The following is a 25,677-nucleotide window of genomic DNA, read 5'->3' as shown; positions in this document are numbered from 1 at the left end:
ATGTTCTCAGGAGCTTGATATGAAATTCGCGGTTTCGCTCAGCATGGAGCGCTTTTCGCCGAACGATACGATGAATGACGCAGTGACCCATATGCTGGCACTCGCGCGAATCGCCGATGAAGGCGGCTTCGAAACACTCTGGACGGCAGAGCACCACACGATCGAGTGCACGATTTCGCCCAATCCGTTCGTGACCCTGACCTGGCTTGCGCAGCACACGGAAAATATCCGGCTGGGTACCGCTACATTGGTGGCGCCCTATTGGTCACCGATTCGGCTCGCTGGCGAAGCCGCATTGTGCGACCACCTGACCGGCGGCCGACTTGAATTCGGCATCGCACGTGGCGCATACCAGTACGAGTTCGACCGCATGGCGGACGGCATCCCGCAACAGGAAGGCGTGGGTTATATGAAGGAGCTGGTTCCTGCCGTCATGAAGCTATGGCAGGGCGACTACGCACACGATGGCCAGTACTGGAAATTTCCGCTCGCGACCTCGGTGCCGAAGCCGTTGCAAAGACCGCATCCGCGCATCTGGGTGGCAACCCGTGATCCTGGAAGTTTCGACTGGGCGGTGGGGGTGGGCGCAAATATCCTGTCGACGCCGCTCTCGGCACCGGCTTCAGAGGTCGCCGTTCTCGGTGAGAAATTTCGCAAGGCGGTCGCGGATCATCCGGAGCGCGCGCGTCCGCGGTTCATGATGCAGCGCCGAACCTGCCTCTACGACCGGCCGCAAGACTGGGAGGTAGCCGTGCGGCACAGCGTCGATTACGGACGAACGTTTGAGAATCTCATGCAGAACATCGGCACCGTCACCAACGGCTTTCCGGAAGCCGTTCCATACGAGAGCGTGGTCAATCGCGCCAATTACGATCCCGCGGCCATCCGCGAAAACCTGATGTTCGGCACCCCGGATGAGGTCATCCGCAAACTCGAGATCTACGAAGCGCAGGGCGTCGACCAGTTTTGCCTCGGACTCACGTTCAACCTTCCGTTTGAACTCCAGGTCAAGACGTTGCGACTGTTCATCGATGAAGTGATGCCCCATTTCGCCGCGCGCACACGCGAGGCGCAGTACGCAACCTGACACTCGCAGGCGGACCAACATGCTGACTCGCAAACCTGTCAATGACGACGTCGTCACGCAAGGTCGCCTGAAAGCCGGCAGTGTCGAACTCAACTACCGGCTGCAGGGACGTGGCGCACGGCAACTGATCTGTATTCATGGTGTCGGCTCCTATCTGGAGGCATGGGAGGGCGTTGCCACGCATCTGTGCGATGACTTCCGCATCCTGACCTTCGACCTGCGTGGCCATGGTGAGTCGTCGCACATCCTGGGCCGCTACGAGATCGATGAGTTTGTCGACGACACGCTGGCACTCGCCGATCACGTGGGGTTCGAGACGTTCAACCTCGCGGGATTCTCTCTCGGAGGACTGATCGCGCAACGCATGGCGCTCTCGCATCCGCAACGTCTGCGTGGGCTCGCTTTGCTCGCGACGGTGTCGGGCCGTACGCGAGAAGAGCGCAGCCGGGTGCTGGAGCGGCTTGCCGCTTTGCAGAATGGTGAGCGTGGCGCGCACTACGACGCATCGCTATCACGCTGGCTGACGGAAGATTTTCAGGCGAGAAATCCGGAGATGGTCGCCTATCTGCGCAAGCGCAATGCAGAGAACGATCCGCATTGCTATGCGGCCGCATACCGTGTTCTGGCTGAGACGGACTTCGGTGGCCTCATCGACCAGATTCGCGTTCCGACTTTGATTGCCACGGGTGAGGACGACCAGGGCTCGAACCCAAGGATGGCGCGGTACATGCACGAATGCATAGAAGACTCACAACTGGAGATCTTGCCGGGCTTACGTCATTCGATCCTGATTGAAGCGCCAGAGGTTGTTGGAACCTTGCTGGGTCGTTTCTTTGCAGAAGCTATGTCGAGGAGTTGACCATGGTAGTGGAAGAGCGCATTTACAGCATCCGAAGCGGCGCAATGCTGCGCTACCTAGATCTTGTGCGCAACGAGGGGATTGCAATCCAGCAGCGGATACTGGGCCGACTGTTCGGATACTTCACGACAGAAATCGGCACGCTGAGCCAGGTTACACACATGTGGGCCTATGCGAGCCTCGAGGACAGAACCCGCCGACGCAGCGAGTTGGCCGAAGACTCTCAGTGGCAGGCGTTTGTGCCGCGACTCGCGCAATACATCGAGCGTGCGGAGAACCGCATTCTGGTGCCGACCGATTTTTCCCCGCGGCCCGGATTCGCAGATCATGCGACGACACTCGAGGAGACGCAGTCATGACCGAGCGCCTGGTAATCGAACATCTCTACAAGATTTTCAGCGACAGGCCCGAACCTGCACTCGCCATGTTGCGCGCCGGAAAATGTCGCGCCGATGTGCTGGAGAAGCTGCGGCACGTCGTCGGTCTCGATGACGTCTCGCTAAGCGTTCCTTCCGGAGCGATCTACATGATCATGGGTCTGTCGGGTTCAGGAAAGTCGACGCTTGCCCGTTGCATCAATCGGCTTCACGAACCGAGCGCGGGCAGGATCCTGCTCGATGGCGAGGATCTCTGCGCGCTGGGAGACAAGGAGTTGCGTGAAGTACGGCGAAACCGGATTTCGATGGTTTTTCAGCATTTCGCGTTGCTTCCGAACAGGCGCGTGATTGAGAACGTCGAGTTTGGTCTCAAGCTTCGGCGGATGCCAGCGGCACAACGTCGAAGACGTGCTGAGGAGGTACTCGCTGTGGTGGGGCTGTCGAAGTGGGCGTACCACATGCCGCATGAGCTAAGTGGCGGTATGCGCCAGCGTGTGGGTCTTGCCCGCGCGCTCGCGACGGAAGCCGACATCCTGATCATGGATGAAGCGTTCAGCGCGCTCGATCCACTGATTCGCACCGAAATGCAGGAGGAACTGCTTCGCCTGCAGCGCACCCTCAACAAAACGATTCTCTTCATTACGCACGACTTCCAGGAGGCGCTCAAGCTCGGTACACGCATCGCCATCATGTCAGAGGGACACGTGGTGCGTGAAGGTTCACCGCAGTCGATCGTGCTCGATCCGGGTAGTGATTACGTCGCCGCATTTACACGTGAGGTGGACCGTGCGCGACTGTTCGACGCGCGCTCCGTCATGACGGCGCTATCGCCCGTGTGGCGAGATTCGGGCCGGATTCTCATGGCAGCGAGCCCGCTTGGGCAAGGGCCAGGGTTCGTGCTCGACGCCGAAGAGCGCGTGCTTGGGGTCCTGACAGGCTCCGAAATGGCGCAGGCGCGTGACGGTCGAGCCATCCCTGAACCAGACAGGCGGTTTGCATGTGTTTCCGCATCGATGCGCTTGGTGGACGTGGCACACCAGTGCGGTCAGGGGAGTCCGGTCGGGGTGACCGACACAGACGGCAAACTCATCGGACTTCTGGACGCGAGCCAAGTTCTCGCAAGAATTGGCGCCGGCAGTGGCGCAGAGGTACATCATGCTTAGTGCTGACCAGCTTGCAATTTTCCCGGTGGATCAGTGGATTCAGGAATGCGTCCACTGGATGGCCACTCACTTGCGGCCTTTGTTTCTGACGATTCGATGGCCAGTCGAGCAATTGCTGAACTTCAATGACAGCATTCTCCATGCCGTGCCTTTTCCTGTGCTCGTAGCGCTCACCTTTGCCGTGTTCTGGCGTTCGGCGGGTTTGCGCGTGGCGTTATTTGGTTGTGTGGTCCTTGTTGTCATCGCCATGCTCGGTGTGTGGACCGAGGCGATGACAACACTGTCCCTTATCGCGACGGCCATTCTTTTCTGCGCGTTACTTGGCATTCCGATCGGAGTTTTATGTGCGCGCAGTCCACGCGTGTGGATGGTGGTGCAGCCTGTACTGGACATCATGCAAACCACGCCAACCTTTGTTTATCTCGTGCCAGTCGTGATGCTCTTTGGTGTCGGCACTGTGCCGGGAGAAGTTGCCGTCGTGACAGCGGCCATGCCACCACTGATCCGTTTCACACATCTTGGAATCAAGATGGTTGAAACTGAAATCGTCGAGGCGGGTAAGGCCTTTGGTGCGGACAAGTGGCAGCTCCTATGGGAAGTGCAATTGCCGCTCGCGATGCCGACGATTCTGGGGGGACTCAACCAGACCGTACTGACAGCCATGGTGATGTCGGTCGTTGTATCGATGATCGGCGCGGACGGATTGGGACTCGTGGTGTTGCAAGGTCTGGGGCGGCTGGACGTAGGACGTGCGGCGGTAGGAGGGATCGCAATCGTCCTGCTCGCGATGATGCTCGATCGCTTTTCGCAGAAGATCGCCAAAAAACAGCCTGACAAACAGCGTCATTTTCGCACTGTCCTCAAGCGCTTTTTCCGGGGTGGTCACGAGGAGGCACATACGCCCGGCGATGCGCGTGAAGCGCTGTAAGGGCGTGCATCAGTGCAGCAACGGGTTTCCCGGGAGCATGTTGTGTCATTCGATGAATGAACATTTGAACGATGGAGGAGTATCAATGAACGCATTGGTAAAAGTGATCGCTGCGGTTGCGACCGGTTTTTTGTTCGCAGGTACGGTGGACGCGCAGACACTTCCGGGAAGTGGAAAGACCATACGCTACGCGCAAGATGACAGTCTTGGCGGGAACTACGTAGTCGCTCAGATAACGTCGCAGGCCCTCAAGAAACTCGGCTACGACGTCCGGCTGAGCACCATGGATACGACGTTGTTTTTTCAAGCGGTCGCGCAAGGTGACATGGACCTGGCAACAGACGTGACGTTGCCTCAGCGCGAGCCGGGGTTTCGCGCGATCGCGCAGCAGGCGGCGGTGGTCGGTGACGGCATGATCATCGGTGGAGGAATCAACGGCTATCTCGTCGACAGGAAAACCGCGCTTGCTCACAACATTACGAATCTGGAGCAGATGAAGGATCCGAAAATCGCTGGGCTGTTCGGCCGCGATGGCAAGGCGGAAATGATCAGTTGCGATCCTGCCTGGAGTTGCGGCGTCGTCGTGGACTATCAGCTCGACAAATTCGGCCTGAAGCAGACAGTCAGTCCCGTGCGAGGCAAGTACGAAGCCCTCATGGCAGACGTCATTACGAAGGTGCAAAACGGGAAGCCTGCGTTTTACTACGCATGGAGTCCATCGTGGATGACCAATGCTTTGAAGCCCGGCACCGATGTCGTATGGTTGCCCACTCCACAGGACGCGCTTCCGCCCAATATCCCGAACCGCGGTACGGCATTGGTCAATGGAGTGGTCGGCTGCGCTGGCGGAGCCAATCCGTGCCGAATGGCCATGGGCTCGTGGAACTATGACACGGTGGCAAACAAGGCATTTCTGGCGGCGAATCCCGCGGTCAAATCCCTGATCGAGCAAATCCGGTTTCCACTCGCGACGTGGTCTGAATGGGAAGGCGTGATCAGTAAGGATGGCGGGTCCGTGAGCGTTGTGAAGAAGCTTTCGGATGCGTGGATCGCGAGCAACCAGTCTCAATTCGATCAATGGGTCGCCACAGCAAGCAAGACTCATTGATTTTACGCATCTCCTCATCAACGATTCGAGAGGTTTGGCGCAGATTTCGATAACGGGGCAGGGCATTAGAAGTCGTGAGACTGCCACGCCCCATATCCGAACAGGAGATTCGCATGATTCAGGAATTATTTGAAACCGGTATGAAGATCCGGCGAGAGGTGCTGGGTGACGCGTATGTCGACTCGGCCATTGCGAATGCGGATGACTTCAACATGTCGATGCAGACACTCGTCACCCAGTATTGCTGGGGGGCAGTGTGGAGTAGGCCAGGGCTGGATAGGCGGACACGCAGCCTGCTCAATCTGGCAATGTTGACAGCCCTTAACCGTCCGCATGAGCTGAGGCTTCATATTCGGGGGGCTCTCAACAACGGGGTAACAAAGGAAGAGATCCGTGAAGTCTTTCTACAAACGGGAATCTACGCGGGGATCCCCGCGGCGATCGACAGCTTTCGGGTTGCGCGAGAAGTATTCAAAGACGACTTTGAGAATTCTCAGGCTTCTTGATACGTTTTCCGACGATTCGAAGATCAATTGCAGATTGGAGCTGTCGAAGCTATCGAGGCTTGTAATATACCCGATCGCTTCACATATGTATGACTTGCGGGCGGCCACATAATCCTCGAAGCGACGCGTCGGCGTCGCTTACGTAGAACTTCGATCGCCCGGAGTGACACCTAATCCGAACGGTGCGGTGACTAATGATTACGGCGGCGCTCCGTTCTTCCCATTTCAGCACAGTCCTCTGAGCTCGACTGTCGGTGTTGATCGGCAACGAATTGCCGGGATAGGTGCGTCGTACGCGTTTAGCAATATAACTGTTAATGGTATGTTCACTAACGTCAAATACGAATACCGCGACGGTACTTCATTGCGGATAAGTGATTACGACGTGAACATCAACTATGCTCTAAGCCCGTCGCTGCTTTTCAATGCTGGTTATGTCTATACGGACGGCCAGTTGCATAACGCTCCAGGTGACCCGCGCTGGCATATGGCTTCAGTCTCCTTGGATTATTTCCTATCTAAACGAACTGACGTCATCCTCTCGACGGTTGGACTGCGTTCACTTGGTGGAGGGACCTGCTCAGCTCGTCTGAACATGTTCCGGCAGACGAGTGAGCAGCCCAGTTTCAAGAATGCTTCGTGAAGATCCGCGGGACAGTCGAAGCGCGTACGCAGGCCGCCTTGGCGCAGGTATTCGGGATTCGCTGCTAAATGAATTCGTAGATTAGTCCGGTGTCACGCAGGTCGCATCGCTGCAGCACGCCGTAACCATAGGAAACCTCGTCGAGGCTGGCCACGCGTTTATGTCAACGTTGCGGCCCGCGGAGGACCCAACCGATTTTTCTTCCTTTGTCCGCAACGGGATCGTTCATCTCCCGGAGAGGGGGCAGGATTGGGTGTGACGGTAGACGAGTCGCATGTGCGCCGTCTGGCGGGAGGCGGATTTCATCTTCGCTCGTCACATTGAACGCTAGCGCTGGCACGCCGGATGCAAAGCATGGCGGAATGCTAGACGAGTGCGACTCTGACGACCTGGCTATGTCATCGAACCACCTGAAGGCGGCGATTCTCCGGCTGCGCGCTGCGCGTAAGGGCGCACGGCGGATCCAGAACGAGTTGCGGCTTCACGAACAAAGAGAGCTGTCCCTCGCGACCATTCATAAAGTTCTGACCGAGGCGTCCGTGAGGCCACTACTGCGCTCCAGGCGGCCGGCATATCCCACACGTTACAGTCGCCCGGTTCCGGGAGATCGGGTCCAGATGGACACAATGAAGATTGCGCGAGGCGTGTATCAGTACACCGCCATCGACGACTGCTCGCGCTTCCGCGTACTCGCTGTGTACCCTCGCAGAAATGCCCGCAATACGCTGCTTTTTCTTGATCGCGTCATCGAAGAGATGCCGTTTCCGATCCAGCGTATCCAGACCGACAGGGGCAGCGAGTTCTTCGCCGAATCAGTGCAGCGGCGTCTGACGAGATGTCCCGACCGAAGTTGAGATTGACCGACGAATTGAGGAGTGGCAGTTCGACTACAACTGGCGCCGCCCACACGGCTCACTCGGCGGCAAGACTCCCGTTGATCGCATCGCAGAAGTGAGCAAAATCACACCCCTCGCGGAGCAGATAGAAACAGGCTACGACGGGTTGAAAGAGAGAATCCGGCATCGCGAATGGCGAGTCGACAAGATCCTTGCCGAACATCATCGGCGCGCGCTTGAACTCGCGCCTCCTAACGGAGTCACGAACTCAAGCGCGCAAAGAAAACGGCGCGCAGGAAAGTGAAATGATGTCTGTGAATCGCACATTTAACGAGTAGCTTTTGTATTGGATGTCAGTTACTTTGAAATGAACTTGTTGCACTGCCGGTGAATCGAGGTGATTTCAGACTGTGTGTGCGGATTCAGAAGGACTGCCTTCAAGTCGGACTCCGCTCGTCCGCTTCCGAACAAATCAATTTGGTACCCTGCCTCTACTGCATCGCCAAAATCAACTACATCGCCCTCCGCCCTTGTAAAGACTATGGTTTTCATTACACCGTCGGTCTGGGGGTTTGCCGTGTTCGTGCCGGGGCAAAGTCTTCGACTAAACTGACCACCTAGCAATTCCCCCAACATGGTGTACCGAGTACGTCCATTTGGCTTGAGGGTATCGCGGTCGCAACCACAAAAAGTACCCTGCGAATCAAAAAAAGCGTATTCGAGCGTGAGCGTTAATGGCGTGGGATTAAGGAAAACGAACTCTGTGTTATCAGTCACTATCGGAGGTGGCGGGCTATTGAAGTCCGTAAAGCTGTCATTGAGCTTCCAATGCCCTACCAGATAAGGGCCCGAGTCTGCTGCTGTTGCCAATCCTCCATAAACTAATGTCATCAACAGTCCAATTACGACTGACAGCTTTTTCATTTTAACCTCCGCGTCTCCGAAGTATGCAACTGGACCCGTTGTCTTTTAACAAGACAACGGGTTTCCGGGTTTGATGGAGCCATTATTGAAATTCATAAAGACCTGGTCGCGTCGAATTACACCGAGGCCGGTTACGCGCCTGAACTCCGGCACTGTCCTTCGCCAAAAAACTGTTAGAGCCGGTTTTGCAGGCGCGCGACTTTCGCGAAGGTTCACTTTAGCCCTTATCTTAGGCAACCACGAGACGCTTTTCAAGGTTACAGGCCGGTCTGCTTTCTGCAGAGTCTCTTAGCCCGGAGGCCTTTCGTCACCGTGTCAACCACCGCCGCCCACTAGTGCTTGCGACAACGCCAACTTTAATAAGCAAATGACGACAAGCTCATATGACTTGTCGCGTGAACGTTCGATGACAAATGCCCCGAAGCTGAAAGACTAGCCGAATAACAGCAGTCGAAGCGCGGATCTGGCGTGTGCCGGAAAGAAACGTTTTTTGTTCACCGCCACTGGGTTCGTCTGCGCCGCTCATGGCGATGAGGCTTCCACCCGGCGTCATCATCGCAACGTCGCCGAACCTTTCTGCAAGGAGGTCACGCAATGTGTCCGATATTCCTGATCGGCGATCCTGTTTGGACGCAGTCGATGCCTATGCAGAGGCGGTAACCAAAAATGTCCTTCTCTTGTTCGACGACCTGAAGACGCAAGGGGAAAAAGACAAAAGCTTTCGGGAATGGCTGCAAGGGGAGTGGGCCGAATTCGATATCAACGATGATATGACCTTCCGCTGCCTCAATGAAGCAGAGGATTATCACAGCACGCGGCAGTTCCTTTATTTCGATGCAATACCTCGGCAGATGCTGGGGTTGGCGATGGCCGGGCTATTTCACCTCTGGGAACAACTGGCCAAACAAATCTTGTATTGGGCCTTGAGGGCGCCGCAACCGATCACGAATCTCTCTCATGCAAGTTATCCAGGGCCGATTTCAAGACACTGGACAAGTGGCTGAACCGTTTCACCTGGAATAGAGACGGCACGCCGTTCGAAAGTCAGCCGTTTTACCCAGGGCTGAAGCTGTTGCGTCTGATCGCCAATGTCGTGAAGCACGGTCGTGGACCGGCCGCGACGGAACTGAAGGTACTTGCACCAGAGCTTTTCGATTCGAATGAAAACTGTCCCGTTCTGGACCCCGGCTCAGTCGACCTGATGCTTGCTCCTGAACATTTCGAGGCCGCTGTGAACGCGGTGCGAGGATTCTTTGAGGCCTTGCCAGCGAAACTCGCGCGAGACCAGTTGCCTTGGGACGATCGATGACGTAAAGCGAAGCAATGTCGTCACCGCGCCATGCTGACGAGGGTAGGGCGTAAGCCTTTGAGTGGGGGCGTTAAAAAACCTTGAGGTGTCAGAGCAGGGATATACGTACCTTCTGTGCGAAGAATGGCGCTTTGAGCGTGATGAGACGCCTACAGTAAGGCTTTCACGCTATCGGGAATTTTGGGTGTCGCATGCAATCGGAAGCCCTTGATCCTGCGCCAATTTCCAGAGCTAACCGCCATTTCCAGCACGAATAGGACGATCACCCCGATTAAAGGTCGCAAGGGGGACTGCTGCCTTTTCCGCCTCGCACAGCGCGAGGCATGAATCGCAGTGCGCCGTGGACCCGATGCGGCATGTCGGATCTGGATGATTCGCACGCATCACGTCGGGTTCCGGCGTGCCGGCGTCGTGACGGTACTGCGTGTCCTGTCGCCGACGCCGTGCTAATCGGGCTACTCGCGGATCAACTGCCACACAACCTGCGAAGGCGTCAGGTCCTGCGCCCGCGCACAACCGCTCGAACGCCTTCTTCTTGGCCGGATCGATCAGGAGAGTCAGTCGGGCACTTCTGGTTTCCATGGACTTCGGCGATGGAGATGTAAATCGAATAATAATGTACGCAGCAACGAGCACGCCGTCATCGCAGGGACGGTGGCGGCACGCTTCATGGAGGTCGCCGATTTCCGGTTCCCGGGGCTCCGCAAACGCTCGTGTGCGCGTGGCGCGACCGCGCGCACCTCCAACCGATCACAACGATCAACCCTCGCGAGAGCCGTGTCGTTCAGGCGCCCCGGGAATGCGCCGCCGCGGCGCGACGCGCGGCGCGCTCCGACGCTGATCCGCTGCCTTCCTCGTACGGCGGCTGATGACGGAAGCCCGCAGCGCCCGAAACGATCGAGATGATTGCGCCAACGATCAATGCGGCAAACGAGAACCAGCTGGCGCGCGCTACGCCGCGCGCGGCGGTGTCCGCTGCCTGGCGGACGTGCTGGTCTGCGTCGGGACCCGATGCAGCCGAAGCCGCGGATGCCACCGCGGCCTGAAGCTGCTGCCTGGCATTGTCGATTGCCTGATTGCCTCCCGCGGTCTGGTTGGTGGCGACCGCGCCCACTTGTGCGCCTGTCGCCGCAATGCTTCCCGCGGTGCTCACTGCGCCTGTGATCAGCGAGGTCATCCCGTAGACGACCAGGAGGGTCATGACGGCCCACGCGAGCAGGCCGTGCAGCCATCCGAGCACGGAAGCACAACGCCCAGCGTAGTAGGAACCGACGAACACGCCGAGCACCGTCGTGACGATTACCCACACACCGGAGCCAAATCCGAAGCCGTGCAGCGTGTCGGGCTTCGCCATCGGCGAGATCAGGGTCGCGCCGATGGCGGTGCCGAGTACGGTCATCACCACATAAACAATCATCGAAAGGATCACCCCCGCGATGATGGCCCCCCACGACAGCCGTGGCAGACCGTCGCTCGTCGTCAAAAGTCTCATGATGCTCTCCCATTAATGACACCGCGTCGGTGCCGGCGCTGCTGACGAGCAACTGTTGTGCCCTTGCTGGTCGAACGGCCACCGAAACGGCGCGACTGCCTCCTTCATTACCCATGGACCCAGCATCGATCTGCTCCGGGCTGCCGCTATCCGGGCGTGCGTCGCATCGCATCCGCGCGGCATCTGTCTTGCTGCGTTCGACGCACGGTCCCGGGCAATTGATCATCGGCTCACACGAAAAAAGGTAACGCAATGGACAGGGATATGCAGAAGCCATCGGGCGGAGCTACGCTCGCACGCGGACTCGGGTGGTTCAGCATCGCGCTCGGAGTGGCCCAACTCGTCGCGCCGCGTGCAATGTCGAGAACGGCAGGCGTCTCGGCACGCACTGCACTCGTTCGTGCTTACGGGCTGCGGGAGATCGCTTGCGGCGTCGGCCTCCTTGCTGCGCGTGACCTGCGGCCTTTCCTCGCGGCGCGCGTTGCCGGCGATATCGCCGATATGGGCAGCCTTGCCGCTGCATCGTTCACACTGAGCCCGCGCGCCAAGCGCAGTGCGCTCGGCGCGGCCGTCAACATCGTGGGCATTGCGGCGCTCGATCTGTTCGCGACACGCGTGTATCGCGACGCTCGGACGCGAGAACGCACTCGTCGCGCGGCATGTCACGATTACAGCGGGCGCACCGGTTTTCCGAGCAGTGCTGCGCAGATGCGCGGGGCTGCGCTCGCCGGCTTCCAGATACCGCGCGACCTGCGCGCGCCGAAAGCGTTGCAGCCCTACACGTGCGCCGAAGACGATACGCCGAAGCCCGAACGCGTTCGGGCGGGGAGCGTCGGCTGATGCGCCAGGCCGGGAGTCGGACCTGGCGTTGAACGAAGTTATGCTCGACCATCCGAGAGAGGTTCACGCGCGGTGCGCGCATCCGGTGTGCTCCGCGTGCGCGCGCACAAGCGAGAGGAAGCGTCGAAGCGGCCCGGGTCGGCTCACGCGGCTCGTCGCGCGAATGGCGGGAACGCACGATGCGGGTCCACTGCATCCAAGCCAGAGGAGCTGACCATGCCAGTGCTTCCGAACGATCCCGCGAACGATCCCGTTGAAATGGCCGAGCAACGCAAGCACGCCGTGAAGGACGGCGACGTAGCCGTGGAATCCGACGGCAGCGTGCATCAGAACCCGCACGGCAACATCGACGAAACGCTGCTCGCGAAGGGCAAGGATCATCCCGAACAGGGCCCTTATGCGCCCCAAACACGACCACGTCGATCCGACCTGGAGCCCGCGAAAGACCCGGCACGTCCGCGTCCCAAACGCGATCCGCAAGGCTGAACCTGCCTCGATGCAATCGTGGCGGCCACGCACCTCGGCATGCGATCTGATGACCGAGGTCGGAAGATAAAACAATCAGGCAACACGCTGTGGCGCCGAAAACGGCGGGCATTACTGCGTTACAGACATTCGAAAGGTGGTCATCACGTCGTACGACGGCCGTGCTGTTTTTCCAGCCTTGCCGGAAGGGGGTGTCAGCGCTTTTGCAAAGGCGAATTTCCACTCGAATGGGGCGGATCGCTCCGCCGACGGGCAGTCATTGCACGTTGCTGAACGGCTTGCGCAATGCGGCCGACTCTTCCCGAGCCCACATCAGCGGCGATTCTTTCTCTTTCTTCGAGGCTTCGGAGGCGCGAGCGCGGCACTCCAAAAAGCCGAGACTCCGCTCTTCACGGCAGCGGTCGTGCGCACTCGCGCGGAGTTGGCGAGCGTGTTTGCACCACTGAGCCACATGCTCAGAAAAGGGTTCTTTTTTGTCCACGGATTTTTCACGACGGCATCCATCAGTTGGTTTGGTGCACACGCCGACGCAACGTCCATTCCCGCGATCGCCGGCGCTTTGTCATTCGATGAAACCAGGTAGCGTTGCGACAGGCGGAGCCCGGGCGAGCAATCCACCCTCATACGGAGGAGCGCCAAATGAGCATCTTTTCGACTGTTCTTGACAAGATCTCTCCGCACGACATCCGGCCAATACAGCTTCCGCGTCCACGACGCCTCCCGCGGCCGCGACTGCGTCCGCGCCGGGCAGCGCAACGGAGCCGCCCGGTGCTCCGTCAACTCCATCCACGGCTGCGGCGCAGGCTTTCCGACCCTCCGTCACCCCAATGCCCCCGGTCGACGTTGAAGCTGTTTTGACGAAGATGCAGGAAGCTGGCGGGCACCAATTGAACTGGCGATCATCGATCGTCGACCTGCTGAAATTGCTCGGATTCGACAGCAGTCTTGAGGCAAGAGCGGTCACGTCGTCTCAGACTCGACGGAAATCGCCGCGGGTCGGTCAACGCGGATTGCGACCGGCTACGACGGCCTCGCTGCCAGGCGCGTTCCACGGCGCGCTAGCCCATCTGCGACATTCACGGCCGTTCTGCTGCAAAGGGCGGACGACAGCTGCAATCGGCTCCGCCTGCCGCCACGACGGCGAGCACGGACGGGCGGTCGATGCGGCACGTGCGTTGCTCGTGCGATGGCGGCTGCGCGGGTTGTTTGCCGCTCACGGTCGTCAGCTTGATTCGGGCGGTACGCGCATAGCCAAACATCGTCCCTTGTGGCCTGTGCAATGGGCCATCTACTGTGGAGCTTCACATGAGAGCCCTTTGCTGGCACGGCAAGAAAGATGTGCGCGTCGATAACGTCCCGGATCCGATCATCGAGCATCCCCGCGATGCGATCGTGAAGGTGTCGAGTTGCGCGATCTGCGGCTCCGACCTGCATCTGTTCGATGGCTTCATGCCATCGATGAAATCGGGCGACATTCTCGGCCATGAATTCATGGGCGAGGTGGTCGAGGTCGGGTCCGGCAATTCGCGGCTGAAAGTGGGTGAGCGCGTGGTCGTGCCGTTCACCATCGCATGCGGCGAATGTGATCAATGCCGGCGCGGGTTCTTTTCAGTTTGCGAGCGTTCCAACCGTAACAAGGAGATGGCCGACAAGGTGTTCGGCCACACGACCGCGGGACTGTTCGGCTATTCGCACCTGACGGGCGGCTATCCGGGCGGCCAGGCGGAGTATGTGCGCGTCCCGTTCGCGGACGTCACGCCGGTCAAGATACCCGACGGACTGACCGACGAGCAGGTGCTGTTTCTCGGCGACATCCTGCCGACCGGCTGGCAGGCGGCGGTCCAATGCGAGATCGAGCCGACCGACACGGTAGCGATCTGGGGCGCCGGCCCAGTCGGGCAATTCGCGATTCGCAGCGCGATACTGCTCGGCGCGAAGCAGGTTGTCGTTATCGATCGCGTGCCCGAGCGTCTCGCGATGGCGCGCGCTGTCGGGGCGGTCACGATCAACTTCGACGAAGAAAGCGTGCTCGAAGGTTTGAAGGAACTGACCAACGGGAAAGGACCTGAGAAGTGCATCGACGCGGTCGGCATGGAATCACATGCGACGCGTTCGTTCGACTCACTGTACGACCGCGCGAAGCAGGCGGTAATGCTGGAGACTGACCGCCCGCACGTTCTGCGCGAGATGATGTACGTATGCCGGCCGGTTGGCATTCTGTCGATCCCCGGCGTCTACGGCGGGCTGATCGACAAGATCCCGTTCGGCGCCGCCATGAACAAGGGTCTCACGTTCCGCATGGGGCAGACCCATGTGAACCGCTGGACCGACGACCTGTTGCAGCGGATCCAGGACGGACAGATCGATCCGTCGTTTGTGATCACGCACACGGTACCGCTCGAAAAAGGTCCGGACATGTATAAGGTCTTCCGCGATAAGGAAGACGGCTGCGTGAAGGTCGTGATGAAGCCGTAAGGCCGGATTACATCGGCAGCGGCGCCAGCTTGAGCAGACGGCACGGCAAATGCTTCAGCTCGCTGGCACCATTCGTATGCGGCCGCCACGCTGGTGGTGACCTAGAAGTCATCTCCTCGACCGACGTCAAGGCAATTGGTATGCGATTCATCTCCGGACTGCTTGCAGTCATCGCCGTGTTTCCCTCATCCGCGTTCAGCTTCGCCCTGGACGATCAGTTGGCGTGCACTCAGACAGCGCATGACTTCGTTGCGCATCTCGTCGACGCGCATTCGATCCAAATCCCAGCCATGCGGGTTGAGCCGAATTCGGTGAACGCGTTTCGCCCCAGGAGCGACGCCGGGTTGACTGCATTCGGCCTCCGCGTTCATGCCGTTTTTGGATACCAGCCGGGCGATCCACTTTTCAAAGCTGGCGGCAGCAACGCTTCGCCAGGTGCGGTTTACGGTGCGGTTGTGCTGGGTTCGGCGGATTCCGTTAAACGTCTTCTCGGAGACGCTGGGAGCACTGCAGTCGTTCATCCGGTCATTCCCCTGGTGCTGACGGCCATCGTATGCAGGCAGCCATCGAGTGCAGCCGCCAGACGGCTTTCCGCCGATGGGCAATGATCAAGGTCACACCGAGAGCCTTGTCGCTGAAGGCTTCAGAGAGCAGCCGTCAGATGGGTCAGAAAGGATGGAGGCGACTCCCCACTTCGGCACGTGCTGCCAGCGCGCCGCGACCCGGGACTAGGCTTTGAGGATCATCCGGCCGCGCCTGCCTCAAAAGACAAAAACATAATGCAGCAGATCGATAGTCCGGCCATCCGGGACTAGCTGCTCGCCGGTCTCCTGGTCGAACACAGGCAACGGTTCATTCTTGTACCAGAACAACGGCCGATAGCACCTGAAATGTGCAAGGCTTCGCCAAAATGGTGCGCGGACCCAATCGGCGCGGGGTTATCCGGATCGCGAAGAAGCGATGCCATAAACTGGTTGAAGCTGCCGCGCTCGTTCGGATGCGCCAGATTCATTGCGACGCCCATCCACAATAAAAGGCACAGATCGCGAACGAAACGTCATTCCGCTTTCAAAGCATTCATTTGAAATTGACATAATGTAATAAGCAGTGGCCGTGAGTTCGGGGAATAAAGGGCTGGAACAACGGTTTTTTAAGCGGGCATGTATCAAAGCGACAGGAATTGCTTGTCCTTCTTGCCATTACGCGCTGTGGGCCTCGGATTTCGCGCCTCAAAACGGCAAGAATCGCGGCAGCGGAGGCCGCCCGGCGGAGTGCATCTTCAGCGGAGAAAGCTAGTCGCCCTGGACAGCAGTTGCTCGAATCGCCGAAACCACGGCATGTGTTTATCGCCGTCCGCCGTACTCATAGTGACCGATAAACGCCCACCCACCGTTGCGATCCCCACAACAGGTATCGGTTCCGCGTTCAGCAACAGGTAGGCTGCTCTGACACGGACACCCGACTTCGAATTGCTGAAGGGGAGCATTCCGAGGTTCGAAAGTACGGTCTGGTACCCGAGCTCGCAACGTATCGCCCCCCACAATGCCTGCATGTCCTCCTCGCTTCGGATGTTCGCTAGCATCGACCGCATTGCCTTGATGTTGTCGAGTAAGGGCGGCAATGTGCGCGCCTGATCCAGCTGAGTCCGCACGGTCCGCGCCGCCTCCCAGAAACAGTCGGTCTTACCTTCGGTGATCGAGGTGATACCGGATGTAATATACAACCCGACATCGTCTTCGATGGAAGGCAAATGGTGACGTGCATTGATGGGTGACAGACTGCGCCGCGATGGCCCTTCACTGGCAAGGAGCGCGACGGCCGTCAGGGCGCTGTGAAGCGTCGTACGTTCGTAACGGCAGCGCAAACCCAGTTCGTCGACGACATCGGGCGAGAGTGAAAACCTCGCGATGACAGGCTGTCGCGAGGGTATGTGACCCACTTTCATCGAGACAGCGTCATACCGTGAAGCGGTCGAGCCGGGGGTGATCAGTTGTTCGCGGCTCATGCGCGCTGGCAGTGGGGCGCGAAGTTCACCCTGCACCGCTGCGAGAATATCCCTTGTGAGATAAACGGCGGAGATACCGTCGCCAATGGCGTGATGAACGGCCAGTAGCAAATGCGAAGTCGATTCGCCCTGAACAAGGCGTACGCGTATCAAGGGGCCTTTCTCCGCGTCAAAACGCGTATGGAGTTCGCGGGTCGCGGCATCCATCCATGCAGCCTCGCCTGTTCCATGATCCAGTCGAAACTGGATGGGCTCGCCAGTCGCGACGAATCTCGGCCGTGCCCCAGGGTCGCAGACAATGCGGACGCGCAATGGAGGATGTCTTTGCTGAACCGCGGCCAACGCGGTCGGCCAAAAATCTCGGCCTGACGGAAGATTGTCGATCTCTGTCACCAGAAGAAAATGACGCGGCTCGATTCGATCGGTCGCCCAAAGGATCTGTTCGAAGGCGTCCAGTTCACGCGTCAGGACATGAGTCGACCCGTCCTGCATCGTGGTTTTTTGCTCGGTGTTTGACATATCGATTGAATGACACTGGTGAATTCTTCAATTACTTCGACCTCGGCTGCTGAGGCAGTTGTGCTGGAAAAAGGGCACAGCTATCCCACGATGCCAAGAACGAACGCATTCACGGCCAAAAGCAATAGAAACAGGATCGCAGGCAGATAGCGTATGGCGACTGATCCGGCATCGCGCTTGTGCGAAACGGGCGTCGCATTGAACCTTGCTCGTTTTCTCATTTCGAAGGACTCTCGAAGCGGCGCGCGCAACGATGATGCACACCCCGCAGCGAGGCGCGCGTGGTCTCACGGCACAGCGTTGAAGGTTCCCGGCAACGAACAGCGTTGCCGTGTTCAGTAGGCAGCAGCCATCGACAGCAGCAGATAGCGCATGAGTTCGATTTCTTCATCGAGCGGCGCGTTCGGCGCGGCGTTGTCGTCCGTCGACGGCGGCGGCGTATCTCCGTCGGGACATGCAGCAGTCGGCGCTTCCGGGGTGGCGCAAGACGCATTGCCACCGCCCGGACCGCCGCGCCGAAGCAATCGGCTCAGCGCGTCGATCACGAGGGATCCTCGACGAGATGCGTTTCGTCGATCGGTATCCGCATATAGCGGCGGCCATTGTGGTCGGAAGCGGGCAGACGTCCGCCGCGCAGATTCACCTGCATCGCGGGGAACAGCAGTGCGGGCACCTTCAGCGTGAGATCGCGCGCAGTTCGCAGCGCAACGAATTCGCTCTCGCTGATGCCGTCGCGCACATGAATATTGTGTTGCCGCTGCTCGCGGATCGTCGTCGAGAAGCGTACGTTACGCCCCGCCGGCGGGTAGTCGTGACAGACGAATACGCGAGTCGATTCGGGTAGTGCCAAAAGCCGCCGGATCGACGCGTAGAGCGTTTGCGCATCGCCACCCGGGAAATCGCAGCGTGCCGTGCCGAGGTCGGGCATGAACAGCGTATCGCCGACGAACAGCGCATCGCCAACCAGATAGGCCGTGTCGGCGGGCGTGTGTCCAGGAGTTGGAATCGCACGCGCCGTCATTGTGCCGATCGTGAATGCTTCCTCGGGGCCGAATAGATGATCAAAGCCGTGCTCATCGGCGAGATCGAATGTCATCGAGAACAGCGAGCGCACGTTGACGATGCGCTCGCTCGTTGCGATGGTGCCGCCCATGCGGCGCTTCAGTTCGACTGCACCCGACAGATGATCCGCATGCGCATGCGTTTCGAGAATCCATCCGACGACGAGTTGCTGCTCGCCGATAAACGCGAGGATGCGATCGAGCGACGCAGTCGATGCGCGCCCCGACGCCGCGTCATAGTCCAGTACGGGGTCGATCACCGCGCAAGTCGAACCGGCGCCTGCATGAACGATGTGACTGACGGTGCCCGTTGCTGCATCATGAAAAGATTGAACGTGAGGGAACATAGCACTCCTGAAATGTGATTCACTGCATGCACGAAGCGCGCACGAGAAAGAACGTGCGTAGCGCGGCGGGCGCGGGCGCCGCTGCCCCGTGATCGACATAGCGTTCGATCTGCACGTGATCGAAACCCGCTTCGAAGCAGGCTTCGCGAAAAGTAGTCGGTCCGTAGACGCGAAAACCGTGGCGGCTGAACGGCATCGACAGCGCCGCTTCGGGTGTCATCGCCGCGATCACCAGTTGCCCTTCGTCGCGCAGCACCCGGCGGATTTCCCGTAGGCCTGCCAGCAGGTCCGGCCAGAAGTAGACGCTGTTGATCGCGATGGCCTTGTCGAATGAGGCGTTCTCGTAGGGAATGCTGGCGGCATCCGCCGTCGTCAGCGCGACGCGTCCGCGCGCGAGCAACATGGCGTTGCGTTCGCGAGCCGCGGTTGTCATCGTCGGCGATATGTCAAGGCCGACGAGTGTGAGCCGTGGCGCACGCGTCAGCACGGATTCGATATGGCCGCCGTTGCCCGGCCCGATCTCGACGATGCGTTCGTCCGCTTGCGGATCGAGTCTGGTGAAGGCCGCGTCGATCAACGCCGCGTTGACGCGCTCCATCATGTCGCCAACCGCGAGGCCGGTCTCGCCCGCAGGACACGCGAGGTGCAACATCAGGGTATCGATGTCGATGCCCGCGAGCGCGTCGCTGCTGCTATCGGTTCTGGAGGTCACCTTCGACTCCTTCTTCGTGCGGCTTCACGAAAAGCAACGACGACGCGAGGACGACGACAAAGTTGACAAGCAACGCGATCACAGCGGCATAGACAGGCATCGCGAGCGCGCCGACGTGAATCGTGTAAGTAGCGGTCTTGAAGCCGTTCCCGGCAATCATCCACGTGCCGGTGCCCAGCCCGGCTATCCAGCCTGCCATCAGACTGCGTGCGCGCATGGCCGGCACGAAGAGACCGAGCACGACAGCAGGCAAAGTCTGCGTAATCCACACCCCCCCGAGTAACTGCAACTGAATCGCGAACTGCACGGGCACGAACAGGACGAAACCCAGCGCCCCGAATTTGACGAACAGCGAGACCCGCTTCGCCACCCGGGTCTCGCGCGCCGCGCTGCAATGCGGCGCGAAATACGGCCGCCACACGTTGCGCGTGAACAGGTTGGCCGCGGCAATCGACATGATCGCGGCGGGCACCAGCGCGCCGATGCCGATCGCCGCGAACGCGACGCCGACGAACCACGAAGGGAAGTAGTGCAGGAAAAGTGCGAACACCGCGAAGTTCGGACCGTACTGCCGGAACTGATCGGCGTACTCGGGCATAGCGCCGACACCCGCTGCGAGCGCCATCACACCAAGCAGTGCTACGAAGGCGAGCAGCAGCGAATACGCGGGAAGCAAGACCATGTTGCGCCGGATCACGCGATCCGATGAGGCGGAGAGTGTTGCCGTCATCGAATGCGGATAAAGCAGCAACGCAAGCGCCGAGCCGAGCGCGAGTGTTGCATATGACGAGTAGCCGTTGAGGCTCGTGGCGTCCGGCGCTTTCAGCAGCAGCTTCGCTGCCGGCAACGCCGCGAACATGTGGCCGAAGCCGCCAAGCTGCGTCGGGATCACGATCAGTGCCGCGATGATCGTCGCGTAAATCAGCAAGTCCTTGACGACAGCGATCAATGCGGGCGCGCGCAATCCGCTCGACCACGTATAGACCGCGAGCACGCCGAACGCGACAAAAAGCGGCAGTTCGCCGAGCCACCCATGCGTCGGAAAACCGAGCGCGCCGAGCGTGACCTGAATGCCCACCAATTGCAGCGCGATGTACGGCATGGTCGCGAGCAAGCCCGTCAACGCAATCGCGAGCGCGAGGGCGCGACTGCCAAAGCGGTGTTCGATGTAGTCGGCGACGGTCACGTGGCCATGCTGGCGCGCAACGCGCCACAGGCGCGGCAAGACGAGAAAGCCGAGGGCAAACGTGATGATGGTGTAAGGCACCGCAAAGAAGCCCGTCGCTCCCGCCGCAAATACAAGCGCCGGCACGGCGACGAAGGTATAGGCGGTGTAAAGGTCGCCGCCGATCAGGAACCAGCTCATGACAGTGCCGAAGCGCCGACCCGCGAGTCCCCATTCGTCAATGGCGCTGAGATCGCCGCGCCGCCATCGCGATGCCACTATGCCGAGCGCGCTCACGAGGGCAAAGAGTGCGACGAAGATACCTATGGACATCACGTTCATGCGCCACCTTCTTGCGATCGTGCTGCGGCCTTGCGCACGGCGCGCGCATCGAGCAGGTAGGCAGCGCCCGTCAGCAGCGCGCCCGCGAGGACGCAGCCCGTTTGCCACCAGTAGAAGAATGGCCAGCCATCGAGCGTTGGTGTCACGCGGTTGTAGAAGGGCACGCAGAGCACGGCAACGATAGGTGTGGCAAGCAACAGTAGGGTCAGCCGGGTTGTCATCGGTCGAGATCCAGGTCAAAAACTGGGGTGAACGCACGTGAGTACGCATTGATGAGCGCAGCCAGTCTTTCGATGCCGCAATCGATCTGCTGCGGCGATACGGTCGCGAAGGACAAGCGTAGGAAGTGGTGGAGCGGATCGCGCGCAAAAAATGGCGCCCCGGGGACGAATGCAACGTTGAGGGCGAGCGCGTCTTCGAGCAGCGCCGCGCTGTCGATGTCGGGCGGCAACGCGAGCCAGATGAACATGCCGCCTTCGGGCACGTTCCAGTGCCCACCTTCGGGCATATGCGCATCGAGTGCGGATAGCATCGCTGCGCATTGCTCGCGATAGAAGCTGGCAAGTCGCGGCACATGGGTTGCGAGAAGGCCGCCGCGCACGGACTCGTAGACGATGCGTTGCGAAAGCGTCGAGCTGTGCAGATCCGCCGCCTGTTTGACCTGCACGAACTTTTTCTGGAGCGCACCCGGCACGATCATGTAGCCGACCCGCAGTCCAGGCGCGAGAACCTTTGAAAACGAGCCCAGGTAGATAACGTTGTCGGGCGCCATCGAATGGATGGTCGGCAACGACTGTCCGCCATCGAACGCGAGCGCGGCATAGGGATCGTCCTCGACGACGATGAGCCTCGTGCGCTGCGCAATCTCCGCAATCTTCCTGCGACGCTGGATCGGCAGGCGTGCACCCGTGGGGTTCTGGAAGTTCGGCTGCAGATACAACAGCGCCGCGCGCTCGGGTTCGACGTATTCGAGCGCTTTCGACACCATGCCGTGTTCGTCCGTCTGCACGCTCACGAATTCGGGTTCGTACAGCGAGAGCGACTGCAGCGCGCCGGGATACGATGGACGCTCCACGAGCACCGCGCTTTGCGGATCGACGAGCACCTTGCCGATGAGGTCGAATGCCTGCTGCGAGCCGCTCGTGATCAGCAGGTTCGATGGTGCGACGGGATGCTGCCTGCTCGAGTGCTCGCGCGCGATCCATTCGCGCAACGGTGCATAGCCTTCGGTCGCGCTGTACTGAAAGGCGTCGGCGCTGGAGGCATGTGTCGCCCGAGCGGATGCATCACGTAGCGCTGCGAGCGGAAAGGAGGCGGGCGACGGAATGCCGCCCGCAAACGAGATCATCTCGGGTCGTTCGGTAAGCTTGAGAATTTCACGAATCGCCGAACTGTTCAGCGACCGCGCACGTTGAGCGATACGCCTCTCGGCATGGGACAACGTATTTGCCATCTGATTGCTCCTTGAAGAGCGTCATCGTAGACAGCAGGGAAACGATAAAAAAGATGGATCGAGGAGTAAAACTGTTTCCGTAGGGAAACGACAGGGAAACGATGCAATCGGGCCCGCGCGACTTTCATGCGCTCGAATGAAGGATTGCTTGCGAAGGGACTCAGTCGTTCATCAAGGCGGGCAATGCTTCCGCGAGATAGTCGACGGTCACGCGCATTGCTTGCGTCATGCCGCGTTGCGACGAAAAGACGATACTGAGCGTGCCGCGTGGAATGTGCCAGTCTGGCAGGACACGCACGAGCCGGCCGTCCGCGAGTTCTGCCTTGCACATCGGCGCAGGCAGGGCGACGACGCCTAGCCCCGCCTGGGCGGCGAACTTCGCGAGCGGCGCGTCGTTGCAGCGAATCCTCGGGTGATATGAAACGGTCGCGGTGCGGCCGTTCGACCCATGCAGCAACCACGTGCTGCCGGTATCGCGACGCGCCAGCTGCATGCCGGACACGCCATTCAGCTCATGCGGTTCGGTGGGCGGTCCGTTCGCGAAGAGCGTGGCGCTCGCGACGAGCACAACGCGCGTTTGCGCGACGGGGCGTGCAATCAGCGAGGAACTTTGCAACGGCTCCGTATGGCTGCGTAGCGCGATGTCATACCCTTCTTCAACGATGTCGACATAGCGGCTGGAGGTCAGCAGATCGATGTCGATTTTCGGATGCATGACGAGAAACGGCGGCAACACTTGATCGAGCGCCATGCGGACGATGCCAGCCGCGCACGTGATGCGCACGCGTCCGACCGGCTCCGTCAGACGCGCTTGCGCGGCCTGCTCGGCATTGCGTACTTCGTTCATCACGCGCAGGCAGTGCGCGTGGAAGTCCACGCCTGCCTCGGTGAGCGAGAACTTGCGCGTCGTGCGGTTCGCGAGGCGCAGTCCCAGCGCCCGCTCCAACGCCTGCAAGCGTTTGCTAAGGGTCCCCTTGGGAATCCCGATCGCATCGGCCGCGGCGGAAAAACCGCGTTTCTCGACCACGACCGAAAAATAATACAGATCATTGAGGTCGATCATGGCGATCGTTTCCGTGATGAGACAATGAATCCATTCTAGACCGCCCTGAGGGCAGCAGCGCGCCGTAGCGCGCCGCCCGCGCGGATCACAGGATGCCGTTGCCGAGGCCACCGTCGACCTGGATCGTAGCGCCGTTGATATAACTTGCGCGGGGAGACGCCAGAAACGCGACCAGCGCGCTGAGTTCCTCAGGGCGGCCGAGGCGCCGCAAGGGTACGTCTTCGGCCAATTCCGCCAGCCCCTGCTGTTCGCTCTTGCCATCAGCGAGTTTCTGCTTGAGCGACGACTCGCGGATACGGTCGGTTAGTATCAGTCCCGGCGCCACGTTGTTGACGGTGATGCCATTTCCGTTCGCCTCACGTGACAGCAGCTTGGCGAGACCGACTACACCCATGCGCATGCTCGTAGACAGTATCGATCCTTGCACCGCGTGCCGCACCGAAAAACTGACGATATTGATCACGCGGCCCTCGCCGGAACGGCGCAGATGTGGCAGCGCCAGGCGTGTGAAGCGCGCAATGCTCATGAAGCTGAGATCGAACGCCTGCTGCCACGCGGCATCGTCGAACGTGTCGAACGAGCCGAAGGGCGGACCTCCGGCGTTGTTGACGAGAACATCGAGCGAGCCAAAGCGGGCGATGGTATCGGCGATCGCATGCGACGCGTCGTCGGGACGCCGTACATCCACGGTGATCGCGTCCGCGTTCGTCACGCCCGCATCGCGTAGTTGCGCAAGCGCGTGCGCATGACGGCCGCCGTTCGACGACGCGATCATCACGTTCGCCCCTTCGCGTCCCAGTTCGATTGCGCTCGCCAGCCCGATTCCGCGCGATGCGCCTAGCACGAGCGCCGTTTTTCCAGACAGTTTCAGATCCATCATCTACCTCTTGTTTACAAGAACACGGGCAGTCTAGTTTCCGGCGATACTTGCATAAATGGTCGGTTTGGTAATGCTGGATTCCATTATTGAAACGACTGGTCGACGCGTTCGTCTGGGGATTGAACTTATGGACTGGAACAGATTGCGGTTTTTTGTTGCCGTCTATCGGCATCGCACGCTTGCGGGGGCTTCCCGCGAACTGAACAGCAATCCGCCCACGGTCAGCCGTCAACTCGCGGCGCTGGAGCATGAACTGAAATCGAGGCTATTTCTGCGCACGCCCCGCGGCTATTTGCCGACAGACGCAGCCGATGCACTGATCGACGTCGCGATGCAGATGGAGAGCAGTGCGCTGGAACTCGAGCGGCGCGCGGGCGGTGCAGATACGTCGTTGAGCGGTGTGGTCCGTGTTGGCACGTCGGATGTGCTGGGCACGGGGTATGTGATACCGGCCATTGCATCAGTGCGTCGCGCGTACCCGGAGATTCGCATCGAAGTGGATATCGCCTCGGCATTTTCCCGGCTCGCGCAACGCGAGAACGATATCGTCGTGCGCAACGTACGGCCGGAGCAGGCGTCTGCAATCGTGCGTCGTTTGCCCGGACTGACGACTGCCCTGTATGCGAGTCCAGCGTACCTGGCGAACTTCGAGACGCCGCGTGACATCGGCGATCTCATTGCGCACGAGTTCGTAGCGCTCGTCGCGGGCGACGGGATACGCTGGTTTCCGCCGCTGCACGCGCTGCGCCCCAGACTTCGGGTGCCGGGCGTGCAGGTGAACTCGATTCTCGCGCTCGTCGCCTCCTTACAAGGTGCGGTGGGCATCGGGGAATTGCCGGCCTATATAGGTGATGCCATCGCTGATCTCGTACGCGTGCTCCCCGATGTAGAGAGTGGCTACGATGTCTGGCTCGGCACGCATGCCGATTTTCATCGAACGGCGCGGGTACGTGCCGTCGTCGATATGATCGTTCAACAGTTTCAGGGCGGCAAGCTGGTTCGTTAGCGGGGTGGATGACCGCCAATCCGAAGGCAGCGCTGCAAAATACGGCGTGCGTCCCACGTGAGGATCGATACTTCACTTGCCACATGAACAG

Annotated in this window: 26 protein-coding genes and 5 pseudogenes; 17 read left to right on the top strand and 14 right to left on the bottom strand. The window is 59.9% G+C overall.

Annotated features, from left to right (window positions below):
- Window positions 1–19: 19 nt before the first annotated feature.
- The 8 genes and pseudogenes from AB3X95_RS35160 to AB3X95_RS35125 all read left to right on the top strand — a co-directional run.
- Window positions 20–1,087 carry an LLM class flavin-dependent oxidoreductase gene (locus tag AB3X95_RS35160; RefSeq protein ID WP_176106350.1) on the top strand — a complete coding sequence of 356 codons (1,068 nt, stop codon included), beginning with the start codon at window positions 20–22 and terminating at the stop codon, window positions 1,085–1,087.
- Between the two features lie 19 nt (window positions 1,088–1,106).
- The gene (locus AB3X95_RS35155; RefSeq protein ID WP_176369428.1) at window positions 1,107–1,946 is read left to right on the top strand and encodes an alpha/beta fold hydrolase; all 840 of its coding nucleotides are present in this window, start codon (window positions 1,107–1,109) and stop codon (window positions 1,944–1,946) included.
- A 2-nt stretch (window positions 1,947–1,948) separates the two neighbouring features.
- Window positions 1,949–2,305 (top strand): NIPSNAP family protein, encoded by a 357-nt coding sequence (locus AB3X95_RS35150; protein WP_368623676.1) that lies wholly within the window; start codon window positions 1,949–1,951, stop codon window positions 2,303–2,305.
- Entirely contained in the window at window positions 2,302–3,486 is a 1,185-nt protein-coding gene (locus AB3X95_RS35145) for a glycine betaine/L-proline ABC transporter ATP-binding protein (RefSeq protein WP_176369430.1), read from the top strand. Before AB3X95_RS35150 ends, AB3X95_RS35145 begins: the two co-directional genes overlap by 4 nt.
- Window positions 3,479–4,414, top strand: coding sequence for an ABC transporter permease (locus AB3X95_RS35140; protein WP_368623675.1), 936 nt, complete (start codon window positions 3,479–3,481; stop codon window positions 4,412–4,414). Before AB3X95_RS35145 ends, AB3X95_RS35140 begins: the two co-directional genes overlap by 8 nt.
- Before the next feature lie 85 nt (window positions 4,415–4,499).
- Entirely contained in the window at window positions 4,500–5,522 is a 1,023-nt protein-coding gene (gene proX / locus AB3X95_RS35135; protein WP_368623674.1) for a glycine betaine/L-proline ABC transporter substrate-binding protein ProX, read from the top strand.
- A gap of 113 nt (window positions 5,523–5,635) precedes the next feature.
- Window positions 5,636–6,028 carry a 4-carboxymuconolactone decarboxylase gene (pcaC, locus tag AB3X95_RS35130; protein WP_368623673.1) on the top strand — a complete coding sequence of 131 codons (393 nt, stop codon included), beginning with the start codon at window positions 5,636–5,638 and terminating at the stop codon, window positions 6,026–6,028.
- 163 nt (window positions 6,029–6,191) lie between these two features.
- Window positions 6,192–6,551: pseudogene (locus AB3X95_RS35125) on the top strand (porin); the annotation flags it as partial.
- A gap of 53 nt (window positions 6,552–6,604) precedes the next feature.
- Here AB3X95_RS35125 and AB3X95_RS35120 read toward each other — a convergent pair.
- Window positions 6,605–6,703, bottom strand: a pseudogene (locus AB3X95_RS35120) (IS5/IS1182 family transposase); the annotation flags it as partial.
- Between the two features lie 381 nt (window positions 6,704–7,084).
- Between AB3X95_RS35120 and AB3X95_RS35115 the strand changes: the two are divergent.
- A pseudogene (locus tag AB3X95_RS35115) lies at window positions 7,085–7,811 on the top strand (DDE-type integrase/transposase/recombinase); the annotation flags it as partial.
- Between the two features lie 53 nt (window positions 7,812–7,864).
- Here the strand turns inward: AB3X95_RS35115 and AB3X95_RS35110 are convergent.
- On the bottom strand, window positions 7,865–8,431 hold the full coding sequence (locus AB3X95_RS35110; RefSeq protein ID WP_176124999.1) for a hypothetical protein: 567 nt from the start codon (window positions 8,429–8,431) through the stop codon (window positions 7,865–7,867).
- 596 nt (window positions 8,432–9,027) lie between these two features.
- On the opposite strand from AB3X95_RS35110, the gene AB3X95_RS35105 reads away from it, so the two are divergent.
- Window positions 9,028–9,435 carry a hypothetical protein gene (locus AB3X95_RS35105; protein WP_368623672.1) on the top strand — a complete coding sequence of 136 codons (408 nt, stop codon included), beginning with the start codon at window positions 9,028–9,030 and terminating at the stop codon, window positions 9,433–9,435.
- A 68-nt stretch (window positions 9,436–9,503) separates the two neighbouring features.
- Window positions 9,504–9,740 carry a hypothetical protein gene (locus AB3X95_RS35100; protein WP_368623671.1) on the top strand — a complete coding sequence of 79 codons (237 nt, stop codon included), beginning with the start codon at window positions 9,504–9,506 and terminating at the stop codon, window positions 9,738–9,740.
- Between the two features lie 455 nt (window positions 9,741–10,195).
- Here AB3X95_RS35100 and AB3X95_RS35095 read toward each other — a convergent pair.
- Together AB3X95_RS35095 and AB3X95_RS35090 are read right to left on the bottom strand one after the other, a co-directional pair.
- Window positions 10,196–10,322: pseudogene (locus AB3X95_RS35095) on the bottom strand (hypothetical protein).
- A gap of 202 nt (window positions 10,323–10,524) precedes the next feature.
- Window positions 10,525–11,232 carry a hypothetical protein gene (locus AB3X95_RS35090; protein WP_368623670.1) on the bottom strand — a complete coding sequence of 236 codons (708 nt, stop codon included), beginning with the start codon at window positions 11,230–11,232 and terminating at the stop codon, window positions 10,525–10,527.
- A 264-nt stretch (window positions 11,233–11,496) separates the two neighbouring features.
- Here AB3X95_RS35090 and AB3X95_RS35085 point away from each other — a divergent pair, with 264 nt between their 5' ends.
- The 5 genes and pseudogenes from AB3X95_RS35085 (at window position 11,497) to AB3X95_RS35065 (ending at window position 15,033) form a co-directional block, all read left to right on the top strand.
- Window positions 11,497–12,072: a hypothetical protein gene (locus AB3X95_RS35085; RefSeq protein WP_368623669.1), complete on the top strand. Its 576-nt coding sequence runs from the start codon at window positions 11,497–11,499 to the stop codon at window positions 12,070–12,072.
- Between the two features lie 216 nt (window positions 12,073–12,288).
- A complete protein-coding gene (locus AB3X95_RS35080) occupies window positions 12,289–12,558 on the top strand; it encodes a hypothetical protein (RefSeq protein WP_368623668.1) in 270 nt (89 codons plus the stop codon).
- Between the two features lie 136 nt (window positions 12,559–12,694).
- A complete protein-coding gene (locus AB3X95_RS35075) occupies window positions 12,695–13,141 on the top strand; it encodes a hypothetical protein (protein WP_368623667.1) in 447 nt (148 codons plus the stop codon).
- Window positions 13,142–13,343: 202 nt separating this feature from the next.
- A pseudogene (locus AB3X95_RS35070) lies at window positions 13,344–13,910 on the top strand (DUF3597 family protein); the annotation flags it as partial.
- Window positions 13,864–15,033, top strand: a complete 1,170-nt coding sequence (locus AB3X95_RS35065) for a zinc-dependent alcohol dehydrogenase (RefSeq protein ID WP_368623666.1) — start codon at window positions 13,864–13,866, stop codon at window positions 15,031–15,033. The pseudogene AB3X95_RS35070 and the gene AB3X95_RS35065, both read left to right, overlap by 47 nt.
- 185 nt (window positions 15,034–15,218) lie before the next feature.
- Here the strand turns inward: AB3X95_RS35065 and AB3X95_RS35060 are convergent, their stop codons facing one another.
- The 10 genes from AB3X95_RS35060 to AB3X95_RS35015 form a co-directional block, all read right to left on the bottom strand.
- Window positions 15,219–15,554: a hypothetical protein gene (locus AB3X95_RS35060; protein ID WP_368623665.1), complete on the bottom strand. Its 336-nt coding sequence runs from the start codon at window positions 15,552–15,554 to the stop codon at window positions 15,219–15,221.
- 758 nt (window positions 15,555–16,312) lie between these two features.
- Entirely contained in the window at window positions 16,313–17,557 is a 1,245-nt protein-coding gene (locus AB3X95_RS35055; protein WP_368623664.1) for a condensation domain-containing protein, read from the bottom strand.
- 335 nt (window positions 17,558–17,892) lie between these two features.
- Window positions 17,893–18,102 (bottom strand): hypothetical protein, encoded by a 210-nt coding sequence (locus AB3X95_RS35050; protein ID WP_176125008.1) that lies wholly within the window; start codon window positions 18,100–18,102, stop codon window positions 17,893–17,895.
- Window positions 18,099–18,965, bottom strand: coding sequence for an MBL fold metallo-hydrolase (locus tag AB3X95_RS35045; protein WP_176125009.1), 867 nt, complete (start codon window positions 18,963–18,965; stop codon window positions 18,099–18,101). Before AB3X95_RS35045 ends, AB3X95_RS35050 begins: the two co-directional genes overlap by 4 nt.
- Window positions 18,966–18,984: 19 nt before the next feature.
- Window positions 18,985–19,677: a class I SAM-dependent methyltransferase gene (locus AB3X95_RS35040; protein ID WP_368623663.1), complete on the bottom strand. Its 693-nt coding sequence runs from the start codon at window positions 19,675–19,677 to the stop codon at window positions 18,985–18,987.
- Window positions 19,658–21,184 (bottom strand): monocarboxylate uptake permease MctP, encoded by a 1,527-nt coding sequence (gene mctP, locus AB3X95_RS35035; protein ID WP_184228394.1) that lies wholly within the window; start codon window positions 21,182–21,184, stop codon window positions 19,658–19,660. The genes AB3X95_RS35040 and mctP overlap by 20 nt, the downstream gene beginning before the upstream one ends.
- Window positions 21,181–21,405 carry a DUF3311 domain-containing protein gene (locus AB3X95_RS35030; RefSeq protein ID WP_176369444.1) on the bottom strand — a complete coding sequence of 75 codons (225 nt, stop codon included), beginning with the start codon at window positions 21,403–21,405 and terminating at the stop codon, window positions 21,181–21,183. Before AB3X95_RS35030 ends, mctP begins: the two co-directional genes overlap by 4 nt.
- Window positions 21,402–22,637 (bottom strand): PLP-dependent aminotransferase family protein, encoded by a 1,236-nt coding sequence (locus tag AB3X95_RS35025; protein WP_368623662.1) that lies wholly within the window; start codon window positions 22,635–22,637, stop codon window positions 21,402–21,404. Before AB3X95_RS35025 ends, AB3X95_RS35030 begins: the two co-directional genes overlap by 4 nt.
- A gap of 160 nt (window positions 22,638–22,797) precedes the next feature.
- A complete protein-coding gene (locus AB3X95_RS35020) occupies window positions 22,798–23,700 on the bottom strand; it encodes a LysR substrate-binding domain-containing protein (RefSeq protein WP_176369446.1) in 903 nt (300 codons plus the stop codon).
- An 85-nt stretch (window positions 23,701–23,785) separates the two neighbouring features.
- Window positions 23,786–24,580: an SDR family oxidoreductase gene (locus AB3X95_RS35015; RefSeq protein WP_221314138.1), complete on the bottom strand. Its 795-nt coding sequence runs from the start codon at window positions 24,578–24,580 to the stop codon at window positions 23,786–23,788.
- Window positions 24,581–24,635: 55 nt separating this feature from the next.
- Between AB3X95_RS35015 and AB3X95_RS35010 the strand changes: the two genes are divergently transcribed.
- Window positions 24,636–25,586, top strand: a complete 951-nt coding sequence (locus AB3X95_RS35010; protein WP_368623661.1) for a LysR family transcriptional regulator — start codon at window positions 24,636–24,638, stop codon at window positions 25,584–25,586.
- Window positions 25,587–25,677: the final 91 nt, after the last annotated feature.

The organism is Paraburkholderia sp. BR13444, from assembly GCF_040948755.1.
GTDB classification, from domain to species: domain Bacteria; phylum Pseudomonadota; class Gammaproteobacteria; order Burkholderiales; family Burkholderiaceae; genus Paraburkholderia; species Paraburkholderia youngii.
This window is presented reverse-complemented; position numbering and strand designations above follow the sequence as displayed.

What these genes read in the sequence shown, in the direction of transcription:
- AB3X95_RS35160 (WP_176106350.1), top strand. Translation starts at nt 20, where the DNA reads ATGAAATTCGCGGTTTCGCTCAGCATGGAGCGCTTTTCGCCGAACGAT.
- AB3X95_RS35155 (WP_176369428.1), top strand. Translation starts at nt 1,107, where the DNA reads ATGCTGACTCGCAAACCTGTCAATGACGACGTCGTCACGCAAGGTCGC.
- AB3X95_RS35150 (WP_368623676.1), top strand. Translation starts at nt 1,949, where the DNA reads ATGGTAGTGGAAGAGCGCATTTACAGCATCCGAAGCGGCGCAATGCTG.
- AB3X95_RS35145 (WP_176369430.1), top strand. Translation starts at nt 2,302, where the DNA reads ATGACCGAGCGCCTGGTAATCGAACATCTCTACAAGATTTTCAGCGAC.
- AB3X95_RS35140 (WP_368623675.1), top strand. Translation starts at nt 3,479, where the DNA reads ATGCTTAGTGCTGACCAGCTTGCAATTTTCCCGGTGGATCAGTGGATT.
- proX (WP_368623674.1), top strand. Translation starts at nt 4,500, where the DNA reads ATGAACGCATTGGTAAAAGTGATCGCTGCGGTTGCGACCGGTTTTTTG.
- pcaC (WP_368623673.1), top strand. Translation starts at nt 5,636, where the DNA reads ATGATTCAGGAATTATTTGAAACCGGTATGAAGATCCGGCGAGAGGTG.
- AB3X95_RS35110 (WP_176124999.1), bottom strand. Translation starts at nt 8,431, where the DNA reads ATGAAAAAGCTGTCAGTCGTAATTGGACTGTTGATGACATTAGTTTAT.
- AB3X95_RS35090 (WP_368623670.1), bottom strand. Translation starts at nt 11,232, where the DNA reads ATGAGACTTTTGACGACGAGCGACGGTCTGCCACGGCTGTCGTGGGGG.
- AB3X95_RS35085 (WP_368623669.1), top strand. Translation starts at nt 11,497, where the DNA reads ATGCAGAAGCCATCGGGCGGAGCTACGCTCGCACGCGGACTCGGGTGG.
- AB3X95_RS35080 (WP_368623668.1), top strand. Translation starts at nt 12,289, where the DNA reads ATGCCAGTGCTTCCGAACGATCCCGCGAACGATCCCGTTGAAATGGCC.
- AB3X95_RS35065 (WP_368623666.1), top strand. Translation starts at nt 13,864, where the DNA reads ATGAGAGCCCTTTGCTGGCACGGCAAGAAAGATGTGCGCGTCGATAAC.
- AB3X95_RS35060 (WP_368623665.1), bottom strand. Translation starts at nt 15,554, where the DNA reads ATGAACGACTGCAGTGCTCCCAGCGTCTCCGAGAAGACGTTTAACGGA.
- AB3X95_RS35055 (WP_368623664.1), bottom strand. Translation starts at nt 17,557, where the DNA reads ATGTCAAACACCGAGCAAAAAACCACGATGCAGGACGGGTCGACTCAT.
- AB3X95_RS35045 (WP_176125009.1), bottom strand. Translation starts at nt 18,965, where the DNA reads ATGTTCCCTCACGTTCAATCTTTTCATGATGCAGCAACGGGCACCGTC.
- mctP (WP_184228394.1), bottom strand. Translation starts at nt 21,184, where the DNA reads ATGAACGTGATGTCCATAGGTATCTTCGTCGCACTCTTTGCCCTCGTG.
- AB3X95_RS35030 (WP_176369444.1), bottom strand. Translation starts at nt 21,405, where the DNA reads ATGACAACCCGGCTGACCCTACTGTTGCTTGCCACACCTATCGTTGCC.
- AB3X95_RS35025 (WP_368623662.1), bottom strand. Translation starts at nt 22,637, where the DNA reads ATGGCAAATACGTTGTCCCATGCCGAGAGGCGTATCGCTCAACGTGCG.
- AB3X95_RS35020 (WP_176369446.1), bottom strand. Translation starts at nt 23,700, where the DNA reads ATGATCGACCTCAATGATCTGTATTATTTTTCGGTCGTGGTCGAGAAA.
- AB3X95_RS35015 (WP_221314138.1), bottom strand. Translation starts at nt 24,580, where the DNA reads ATGATGGATCTGAAACTGTCTGGAAAAACGGCGCTCGTGCTAGGCGCA.
- AB3X95_RS35010 (WP_368623661.1), top strand. Translation starts at nt 24,636, where the DNA reads ATGGTCGGTTTGGTAATGCTGGATTCCATTATTGAAACGACTGGTCGA.